This is a genomic window from Nonomuraea sp. NPDC049784 (assembly GCF_040659615.1).
GTDB lineage: Bacteria > Actinomycetota > Actinomycetes > Streptosporangiales > Streptosporangiaceae > Nonomuraea.
The window spans coordinates 1-9,714 of record NZ_JBFAMX010000387.1 but is presented as its reverse complement, the minus strand read 5'-3'; the positions used below and the strand labels follow the sequence as shown (position 1 = coordinate 9,714).

Sequence of the window (9,714 nt, the reverse complement as noted above, 5' to 3'; positions counted from 1 at the left end):
CGTCTAGCCTGGCCAGCGCGGTGCGCGGGCTGATGAAGTCGCCGCCGACGTAGAGCTTCGAGCCCTGTCTGACCACCGCGTTCACCATGCCGCCGCCGATGCGGGGCGCGAAGCCGGGCACCAGCGAGCCGTCGGAGAGCCTGAGCCTGGCCAGCGCGTTGGAGCCCGTGTCGTTGACGCCGGCGAACTCCCCGCCGACGTAGACGGTGCCGCCGTCGCCGGCGGCCAGGCCGTACACGGTGCCCGGGACGATCGGCGCGAAGTTCTCGAGGACGCGGCCGGTGGCCAGGTCGTAGGCGAACAGGTTCTCGCGCGGGTACGTGGTGGAGCGGGTGGCGTCGCTCACTTCGCTGAACGAGCCGCCGACCACGACGGTCCGTCCCACGACGGTGATGGCGTTGACGATGCCGTCGAGTACGTGCGGTGTGTTGTCGACCGGGTCGGCGGAGACCACGCGTACATGCGGCGTGGGGGACCAGGCGAGGATCGCTGCAAGGGCGACACGGGCAAGCATTTGCCAATTGTTAGCAGACGTTCGGTAGTCTTGTTGCTACTTTCCGTTGCCACAGTGCTCGCTCGCTGGTGGCGGAGGCGTCCCAATAGGCTTTGCATATGACGCGCGCTCAATTGGACAAACAGCCGGGCGAGGTCGCCGCGATGTTCGATCGCACCGCCCGGCGCTACGACCTGGTCAACGACGTGATCTCCCTCGGGCAGGTCAGGCTCTGGCGCAAGGCGGTGGCCGCGGCCGTCGACGCGGGCCCAGGCGAAATCGTGCTCGACCTGGGCGCGGGCACCGGCACGTCCACCGACGCGTTCACCACGCTGGGCGCGCGGGCCATCGCGTCCGATTTCTCGCTGGGCATGCTCCGCACCGGCGTACGGCGTCACGGCGGCAACGCGCTGTCGGGCGACGGAGTGCCGTTCATCGCGGGCGACGCAATGCGGCTGCCGTTCGCCGACGACGCCTTCGACGCGGTGACGATCTCGGTGGCGCTTCGCAACGTGCACGACACCTCGCAGGCGCTGCGCGAGATGCTGCGCGTGACGAAGCCCGGCGGCCGGCTGGTGGTGCTGGAGTTCTCGCATGTCACCTTCGCGCCGTTCGATCTTGTCTATCGCGAATATCTGATGAGGCTGCTGCCAAAAGTGGCCAAGGTGTTCGGGTCCAATGACGATTCCTACGAATATCTGGCGGAGTCGATCAGGGATTGGCCCGACCAGCGCACGCTCGCCGGGATCATTCAGGAGGCCGGCTGGGAGCGGGCGGCGTGGCGCAATCTCACGATGGGGATCGTGGCGCTGCACAGAGGCTTCAAGCCGGCGTGAGACCACACGCGACACGCCGTTCCACTTGGATCACGGAACGGCACCCCGACTGCCACTATGTACTGGAAAAGCAGTAGACTGCAGGCCGACAAGTTTGTGAAGGGGTTCACAAAGGAACGAAGGCGAAACACCCCCGAGGCCTTCGAAGGACAGGACAGTCCAGTGACGGTGCCAACAACCACGCAGGTAGACGCCGACGTCATCGTCGTCGGCGCCGGGCCCGCAGGTTCCGCGACCGCCTTTTACCTCGCCCGATCCGGGCTTGACGTGCTGCTCCTGGAGAAGACCAGGTTCCCCCGAGAGAAGGTCTGCGGCGACGGCCTGACTCCGCGAGCGGTCAAGCAGCTGCTCAACATGGGCATCGACGTCGACGCCCCCGGCTGGATCAGGAACAAGGGCCTGCGCGTCGTCGGTGGTGGCCACCGGTTCGACCTCGACTGGCCCCAGCTTGAGAGCTTCCCCGACTTCGGGCTGGTACGCACCCGCCAGGACTTTGACGAGATCCTCGCCGCCAACGCGGTCAAGAACGGTGTGCGGATGATGGAGGGCGTCACCGTGACGGCGCCCATCCTCGACGACCGCAGCGGCCACATCGTCGGCGTGACGACCAAGGACGGCCGCGAATACCGCAGCCGCCTGGTGGTGGCCGCCGACGGCAACAGCACCCGGCTGGCCGTCGGCATGGGCCTGCACAAGCGGGAAGACCGGCCGATGGGCGTGGCCGTGCGGACGTACTTCGAGAGCCCGCGCCACGACGACGACTACCTCGAGATCTGGCTTGAGCTGTGGGCCGAGGACAAGCTGCTGCCCGGCTACGGCTGGATCTTCGGCGTCGGCGACGGCACCGCCAACGTGGGGCTCGGGCTGCTCAACACGAGCGCCCAGTTCAAGAACATCGACTACCGGGACCTGCTGCGGCGCTGGTGCAAGGCCATGCCCGCCGAGTGGGAGTTCACCGAGGAGAACATGACGGCCCCCATTCGCGGCGCCGCGCTCCCGATGGCCTTCAACCGGCAGCCCCACTACTCGCGCGGCCTGATGCTCGTGGGCGACTCGGGCGGGTCGATCAACCCGTTCAACGGCGAGGGCATCGCCTACGCGATGGAGACCGGCGAGATCGCCGCCGAGATCATCGTCAAGGCCCTCAAGGGGACCACCCCCGCGCAGCGCGAACGTACTCTGCGGACATATCCTCAGGTGCTGAAGGACGCCTACGGCGGATATTTCACGCTGGGCAGGTTGTTCGTCGAGGCAATTGGGAAGCCGGGTGTGATGAGCTTCGGCACCAGGCACGGGCTCCCTCACCCCAGGCTGATGCGCTTCGCACTCAAGCTCCTTGGTAATCTCACCGACCGGCGAGGCGATGCGTCAGACATGATCATAAACGCACTCTCAAAGGTCGCCCCACCAGCATGAACCTCAGAACTAACAGATCCGGCTGCGCGCCCGCGCGCGCGGCGACTCCAGAGGAGGCGTAGCGATGGACCTTTACGTGCCCATCCTGGTGCTCGCCGTTCTCGCGGGGGGCTTCGCGATCTTCTCGGTCGCCATCGCTCCCTTCACCGGTCCCAAGCGCTGGAACCGCGCCAAGCTTGACGCCTATGAATGCGGCATCGAGCCGACGCCCCAGCCTGTCGGTGGTGGACGGTTCCCGCTCAAATACATGATCACCGCGATGCTCTTCATCGTGTTCGACATCGAGATCATCTTCCTCTACCCGTGGGCGGTCTCGTTCGCGCCGCAGACGAACGACGCGGGCCAGGTGCTCTCCTCCGGCCTGGGGCTGTTCGGCCTCGTGGAGATGCTGCTGTTCATCGTCACCGTGCTCGTGGCCTACGCGTACGTGTGGCGCCGCAAGGGTCTGGACTGGGACTGAAAATGGGACTTGAAGAGAAACTCCCCAGCGGGTTCATCCTCAGCACGGTCGAAGCGGCCGCCGGATGGGCGCGTAAGAACTCCGTGTGGCCGGCCACGTTCGGCCTGGCGTGCTGCGCCATCGAGCTGATGGCCACTGGTGGCCCCCACTACGACCTCGCGCGCTTCGGCATGGAGCGCGCTTCGGCGTCTCCCCGCCAGGCCGACCTGATGATCGTCGCCGGGCGCGTCTCGCAGAAGATGGCCCCCGTGCTGCGGCAGATCTACGACCAGATGGCCGAGCCGAAGTGGGTCATCTCCATGGGCGTGTGCGCCTCCAGCGGCGGCATGTTCAACAACTACGCGATCGTGCAGGGCGTCGACCACGTCGTGCCCGTCGACATCTACCTGCCGGGCTGCCCGCCGCGGCCGGAGATGCTGATCGACGCGATCGTGAAGCTGCACGACAAGATCCAGAACATGAAGTTCGGCGCGCACCGGGCCAAGCAGATCGAGGAGCTCGAGCTCCAGGCGCTGCGCCCGCTGCCGCTGATCGACCAGGGGGCAGTGAAGTGACCTCGCCCGACAACCTCCCCGGCAGCCCGGACAGCGGGGAAACCCCCGAAGTCCCGGTTCCCGCGGTGCCAGAGGCGCCGATCGCCAGGCGCGGCATGTTCGGCGCCGAGGACTCCGGCGACACCTCCGGCTACGGCGGACTCGTCGTGCGCCGGGTGCCGCAGCTGTCCACGCCCCGCCCGTACGGCGGCTACTTCGACGAGGTCGTCGACGCCCTCGGGCTCGACGACGCCATCGAGCGCGTAGTGGTCGACCGCGGCGAGCTGACCCTGCACGTCAAGCGCGAGCGGCTGGTCGAGGTCTGCCAGAAGCTGCGCGACGACCCGGCGCTGCGTTTCGAGCTCTCGCTCGGCGTGTCCGGCGTGCACTACCCGCACCTGGCGGGCGAGGAGCTGCACTCTGTCATCCACCTGTGCTCGATCACCCACAACCGGCGCGTGCGCGTCGAGGCCAGCGCACCGGACTCCGACCCGCACATTCCATCGACTGTCGGCGTTTACCCTGGTCATGACTGGCATGAGCGCGAGGCGTACGACTTTTTCGGGATCGTCTTCGACGGTCACCCCGCGCTCACCCGGATCATGATGCCGGACGACTGGGACGGACACCCCCAGCGGAAGGACTACCCGCTCGGCGGCATCCCGGTCGAATACCGGGGAGCCACCATCCCCTCGCCGGACCAGAGGAGGTCCTACTCGTGAGCACCGCTTATGACGAGGCGACCGAGGGCAAGGTCTACTCGGTCAACGGCGGCGACTGGGACCAGGTCGTCACCGGAGCGCGCGACACCGAAGAAGAGCGCCTGGTCATCAACATGGGCCCGCAGCACCCGTCCACGCACGGCGTGCTCCGCCTGGTTCTGACCCTTGACGGTGAGACGGTGACCGAGGCGCGCAGCGTCATCGGCTACCTGCACACCGGCATCGAGAAGAACATGGAGTTCCGGACGTGGACGCAGGGCACCACGTTCGTGACCCGCATGGACTACCTCTCGCCGATCTTCAACGAGACCGCGTACTGCCTGGGCGTGGAGAGGCTGCTCGGCATCGAGGACCGCATCCCTGACCGGGCGCAGGCCATCCGCGTGATGATGATGGAGCTCAACCGCATCTCCTCGCACCTGGTCGCGATGGGTACGTTCGGCATGGAGCTGGGCGCGACCACGCCGTTCCTGTTCGGCTACCGCGACCGCGAGATGGTGATGGACCTCTTCGAGTACATCACCGGCCTGCGCATGAACCACGCCTACATCCGGCCTGGCGGCGTGAGCGTCGACCTGCCCGCGGGCGCGGTTGACAAGGTCGGCGAGTTCCTCAAGGAGATGCCCAAGCGGATCAAGGACATCCGCAAGCTCCTCGACGAGAACCCGGTCTACGTGCGCCGCACCAGGGACGTGGGCTACCTCGACCTGACCGGCTGCATGGCCCTGGGCATCACCGGCCCGATCATGCGCGCCGCCGGGCTCCCGTGGGACCTGCGCAAGTCGCAGCCCTACTGCGGCTACGAGACGTACGAGTTCGACGTCGCCACCGAGCGCGGCTGTGACGTCTACTCGCGCTACCTCGTGCGCATGAGGGAGATGGAAGAGTCCCTCAAGATCATCGAGCAGGCTCTGGACCGCATCGCCGGCCCGCTCAAGGGCGACCCGGTGATGATCGAGGACAAGAAGATCGGCTGGCCCGCGCAGCTCGCGCTCGGCCCCGACGGGTTCGGCAACTCGCCCGACCACATCGCCCACATCATGGGCACCTCGATGGAAGCGCTCATCCACCACTTCAAGCTGGTGACCGAGGGCTTCCGGGTGCCGGCCGGGCAGGCGTACGCCAGCATCGAGTCGCCCAAGGGCGAGCTCGGCGCCCACGTGGTCAGCGACGGCGGCACTCGCCCGTACCGCGTGCACTTCCGCGAGCCGTCCTTCTGCAACCTGCAGGGTTTCCCCGCGATGGCAGAGGGCGGCCAGGTCGCCGACGTGATCGCCGCGGTGGCTTCAATCGACCCCGTCATGGGAGGTGTGGACCGGTGACCTATTCACCGGAGATCCGTGAGCGTCTGGAGAAGGACGCCAAGGAGATCATCGGGCGCTACCCGAAGACGCGGTCCGCCCTGCTGCCGCTGCTCCACCTCGTGCAGTCGGAGGACGGCTACGTCTCCGACGACGGGCAGGAGTTCTGCGCCGAGCTGCTCGGCATCAGCAAGGCCGAGGTTACGGGCGTCGCGACCTTCTACACCATGTACAAGCGCAAGCCCGCCGGCGACTATCACGTCGGTGTGTGCATCAACGCGCTGTGCGCGGTCATGGGCGGCGACCAGATCTGGGAGGAGCTGTCGGAGCACGTCGGCGTCGGTCACGAAGAGGCGACCTCCGACGGCAAGGTCTCGCTGGAGCGCATCGAGTGCAACGCGGCCTGCGACTTCGCCCCGGTCATGATGGTCAACTGGGAGTTCTTCGACAACCAGACCCCCGAGTCGGCCAAGCAACTCGTGGACGACCTGCGCGACGGCAAGGAGGTGCGCCCGACCCGCGGTCCGAAGAAGCTGTGCACCTTCAAGGAGGCCTCGCGCGTGCTCTCCGGCCTGCCCGACGACCTGGCGGGTGACGGCCCCTCGGCCGCCGGCCCCTCGCTCGAGGGCCTGAAGGTCGCCAAGGCCAACGGATGGAAGGCCCCCGAGGCATGAGCACGACTTTGACACCGGTTCTGACAGCGAACTGGGACCAGCCCAACTCCTTCACCCTCGACGTCTACGGCGAGTACGAGGCGGCGAAGAAGGCGCTGGGCATGGACCCCGACGCCGTCATCCAGGCCGTCAAGGACTCCGGCCTGCGCGGCCGCGGCGGCGCGGGCTTCCCGACCGGCATGAAGTGGGGCTTCATCCCGCAGGGTGACGGCAAGCCGCACTATCTCGTCGTCAACGCCGACGAGTCGGAGCCGGGCACCTGCAAGGACATCCCGCTGATGATGGCCAACCCCCACGCGCTGGTCGAGGGCATCATCATCACGTCCTACGCGATCCGGGCCAAGCACGCCTTCATCTACGTGCGCGGCGAGGTGCTCCACGTCATCCGGCGGCTGCATGCGGCCGTGCGGGAGGCGTACGAGAAGGGCTACCTCGGCACCGACATCTTCGGCTCCGGCTTCGACCTCGAGCTGGTCGTGCACAGCGGCGCGGGCGCCTACATCTGCGGCGAGGAGACGGCGCTGCTCGACTCGCTGGAAGGCTTCAGAGGTCAACCGCGACTCAAGCCCCCGTTCCCGGCTGTGGCGGGCCTGTACGCCTCGCCTACTGTCGTGAACAACGTCGAGTCGATCGCCAGTGTTCCCTCGATCATCGGCAACGGCGCCGACTGGTTCGCCGGCATGGGCACCGAGAAGTCCAAGGGCTTCGGCATCTTCTCGCTGAGCGGCCACGTCACCAGGCCCGGCCAGTACGAGGCGCCGCTCGGCATCACGCTGCGCGAGCTCCTCGACATGGCGGGCGGCATCAGGGCCGGGCACCAGATCAAGTTCTGGACCCCGGGCGGCTCCTCCACGCCGATCTTCACCGACGAGCACCTCGACGTGCCGCTCGACTTCGAGGCGGTCGGCGCCAAGGGCTCCATGCTGGGCACCCGCGCCCTGCAGATCTTCGACGAGACCACCTGCGTGGTCCGCACGGTGCTGCGCTGGACCGAGTTCTACGCCCACGAGTCCTGCGGCAAGTGCACGCCCTGCCGCGAGGGCACGTACTGGCTCAAGCAGGTGCTCAAGCGCCTGGAGAAGGGCCAGGGCACCGAGGAGGACCTGTCCACGATCACCGACATCGCGGACAACATCCTGGGCCGCTCGTTCTGCGCCCTGGGCGACGGTGCGACCAGCCCGATCCACTCCTCCGTGAAGTACTTCCGCGACGAGTACCTCAAGCACTTCGAGATCGGCGGCTGCCCGTTCGACCCGAAGAAGTCCACTCTCTGGGGTGAGCAGTGACAGTCGTAGAGACCGAGACGAACCTGGTGACCCTGACCATCGACGGGTTCCAGGTCAGTGTGCCCAAGGGCACGTTGATCATCAGAGCAGCCGAGCTGCTGGGCATCCAGATCCCCAGGTTCTGCGACCACCCGCTGCTCGACCCGGCGGCCAACTGCCGCCAGTGCCTGGTCGACATCCCCGACGCGGGCAACGGCCGCGGCTTCCCCAAGCCGCAGCCGTCGTGCGCGATCGAGGTCGCCGAGGGCATGGTCGTGCAGACGCAGCTCACCTCGCCGGTCGCCGAGAAGGCACAGCGCGGGGCCATGGAGCTGCTGCTCATGAACCACCCGCTCGACTGCCCGGTCTGCGACAAGGGCGGCGAGTGCCCCCTGCAGAACCAGGCCATGTCCAACGGTCAGGGCGAGTCCAGGTTCCAGGAGCAGAAGCGGACCTTCCCCAAGCCGCTGCCGCTGTCCACGCAGGTGCTGCTCGACCGCGAGCGCTGCGTCCAGTGCGCCCGGTGCATCCGCTTCTCCGACCAGATCGCCGGTGACCCGCTCATCGAGTTCTTCGAACGCGGGGCCAAGGAGCAGGTGCGGGTCGCGGACGGCAAGCCGTTCAACTCCTACTTCTCCGGCAACACGGTGCAGATCTGCCCGGTCGGCGCGCTGACCGGCGCCGCCTACCGGTTCAGGGCCCGCCCGTTCGACCTGGTCTCCACGCCGAGCGCGTGCGAGCACTGCGCCTCCGGCTGCGCCCAGCGCACCGACCACCGGCGCGGCCGGGTCACCCGCCGCCTGGCGGGCAACGACCCGCAGGTCAACGAGGAGTGGAACTGCGACAAGGGCCGCTGGGCCTTCACCTACGCCCAGCAGCCCGACCGGCTCAAGACGCCGCTGGTCCGCAACGAGGAGGGCGTGCTGGTGCCGGCCTCGTGGCCGGAGGCGCTGATGGTGGCGGCCGAGGGCCTGGCCAAGGCGCGCGGCAAGGCCGGCGTGCTGGTCGGCGGCCGGGTCACGGTCGAGGACTCGTACGCGTACGCCAAGTTCGCCCGGGTCGCCCTCCACAGCAACGACGTCGACTTCCGCGCCAGGCCGCACTCCGCCGAGGAGGCGCAGTTCCTGGCCCACGCGGTGGCCGGCAAGGGCATCGAGATCAGCTACACCGACCTCGAGAACGCCCCCCACGTGCTGCTCGTCGGGTTCGAGCCCGAGGATGAGTCGCCGATCGTCTTCCTGCGCCTGCGCAAGGCGTGGATGAAGAAGGGGCTCAAGGTCTCCGCGATCGCCCCGTTCGCCTCGCCCGGCCTGGCCAAGATGGGCGGCACGCTCATCCGCACCGCGCCGGGCGGCGAGGCCGACGCCATCGGCGACCTGGTCGGCACGCTGGCCGAGGGCACGATCGTGCTCGCGGGAGAGCGCCTCGCCACTGTGCCGGGCGCCCTGTCCGCTCTCGTACGGCTCGCCAACGCCTCCGACGCCAGGGTCGCCTGGATCCCGCGCAGGGCGGGCGAGCGCGGCGCGGTCGAAGCCGGCGCGCTGCCCAACCTGCTGCCGATCGGCCGCCCGGTCGACGACGAGACCGCCAGGGCCGAGGTCGCCAGGGCGTGGGACGTGGCCTCGCTGCCCGCCACGCCGGGCCGCGACACCTCCGGCATCCTGGCGGCCGCCCGCGGCGGCGAGCTGGACGCGCTGATCGTGGCCGGTGTCGACCCCTACGACCTGGCCGACCCGGCCGCGGCGCTCGAGGCCCTCGAGCACACGCCGTTCATCGTCAGCCTGGAGATCCGCGCCAGCGCCGTCACCGACCGCGCCGACGTGGTCCTGCCCGTCGCCGCGGTTCAGGAGAAGGGCGGCACGTTCGTCAACTGGGAGGGCAGGGGCCGCTCGTTCGAGGCGCCGCTCAAGGTGCCGGGGCTGCAGAGCGACCTGGCCGTGATCGGCAACCTGGCCGACCGGATGGACGTCCATCTGGGCCTGCCGGACGCCAAGTCCGCCAGGCGCGAGCTGTC

At 68.2% G+C, this 9,714-nt stretch carries 10 protein-coding genes; 9 read left to right on the top strand and 1 reads right to left on the bottom strand.

What is annotated here, in order from left to right; genetic code table 11:
- A partial coding sequence (locus AB0J09_RS44230) for a delta-60 repeat domain-containing protein (protein WP_360705162.1) occupies window positions 1-514 on the bottom strand: 514 nt, incomplete at its 3' end.
- Between the two features lie 98 nt (window positions 515-612).
- Here AB0J09_RS44230 and AB0J09_RS44225 point away from each other — a divergent pair.
- The 9 genes from AB0J09_RS44225 to AB0J09_RS44185 form a co-directional block, all read left to right on the top strand.
- The gene (locus AB0J09_RS44225) at window positions 613-1,329 is read left to right on the top strand and encodes a demethylmenaquinone methyltransferase (RefSeq protein WP_360705159.1); all 717 of its coding nucleotides are present in this window, start codon (window positions 613-615) and stop codon (window positions 1,327-1,329) included.
- 162 nt (window positions 1,330-1,491) lie between these two features.
- The gene (locus tag AB0J09_RS44220; RefSeq protein ID WP_360705156.1) at window positions 1,492-2,745 is read left to right on the top strand and encodes a geranylgeranyl reductase family protein; all 1,254 of its coding nucleotides are present in this window, start codon (window positions 1,492-1,494) and stop codon (window positions 2,743-2,745) included.
- A 64-nt stretch (window positions 2,746-2,809) separates the two neighbouring features.
- Window positions 2,810-3,205, top strand: coding sequence for an NADH-quinone oxidoreductase subunit A (locus AB0J09_RS44215; RefSeq protein ID WP_360705153.1), 396 nt, complete (start codon window positions 2,810-2,812; stop codon window positions 3,203-3,205).
- 2 nt (window positions 3,206-3,207) lie between these two features.
- A complete protein-coding gene (locus tag AB0J09_RS44210; RefSeq protein WP_344998582.1) occupies window positions 3,208-3,759 on the top strand; it encodes an NADH-quinone oxidoreductase subunit B family protein in 552 nt (183 codons plus the stop codon).
- Between the two features lie 95 nt (window positions 3,760-3,854).
- Window positions 3,855-4,460 carry an NADH-quinone oxidoreductase subunit C gene (locus AB0J09_RS44205; RefSeq protein ID WP_360705164.1) on the top strand — a complete coding sequence of 202 codons (606 nt, stop codon included), beginning with the start codon at window positions 3,855-3,857 and terminating at the stop codon, window positions 4,458-4,460.
- Window positions 4,457-5,782, top strand: coding sequence for an NADH-quinone oxidoreductase subunit D (locus AB0J09_RS44200; protein WP_360705150.1), 1,326 nt, complete (start codon window positions 4,457-4,459; stop codon window positions 5,780-5,782). Before AB0J09_RS44205 ends, AB0J09_RS44200 begins: the two co-directional genes overlap by 4 nt.
- A complete protein-coding gene (gene nuoE, locus AB0J09_RS44195) occupies window positions 5,779-6,435 on the top strand; it encodes an NADH-quinone oxidoreductase subunit NuoE (RefSeq protein WP_360705147.1) in 657 nt (218 codons plus the stop codon). Before AB0J09_RS44200 ends, nuoE begins: the two co-directional genes overlap by 4 nt.
- On the top strand, window positions 6,432-7,721 hold the full coding sequence (gene nuoF / locus AB0J09_RS44190) for an NADH-quinone oxidoreductase subunit NuoF (RefSeq protein ID WP_360705144.1): 1,290 nt from the start codon (window positions 6,432-6,434) through the stop codon (window positions 7,719-7,721). The genes nuoE and nuoF overlap by 4 nt, the downstream gene beginning before the upstream one ends.
- The coding region (locus tag AB0J09_RS44185; protein ID WP_360705141.1) for an NADH-quinone oxidoreductase subunit G at window positions 7,718-9,714 on the top strand (1,997 nt) is incomplete at its 3' end. The genes nuoF and AB0J09_RS44185, both read left to right, overlap by 4 nt.

What these genes read in the sequence shown, in the direction of transcription:
- AB0J09_RS44225 (WP_360705159.1), top strand. Translation starts at nt 613, where the DNA reads ATGACGCGCGCTCAATTGGACAAACAGCCGGGCGAGGTCGCCGCGATG.
- AB0J09_RS44210 (WP_344998582.1), top strand. Translation starts at nt 3,208, where the DNA reads ATGGGACTTGAAGAGAAACTCCCCAGCGGGTTCATCCTCAGCACGGTC.
- AB0J09_RS44205 (WP_360705164.1), top strand. Translation starts at nt 3,855, where the DNA reads ATGTTCGGCGCCGAGGACTCCGGCGACACCTCCGGCTACGGCGGACTC.
- nuoF (WP_360705144.1), top strand. Translation starts at nt 6,432, where the DNA reads ATGAGCACGACTTTGACACCGGTTCTGACAGCGAACTGGGACCAGCCC.
- AB0J09_RS44215 (WP_360705153.1), top strand. Translation starts at nt 2,810, where the DNA reads ATGGACCTTTACGTGCCCATCCTGGTGCTCGCCGTTCTCGCGGGGGGC.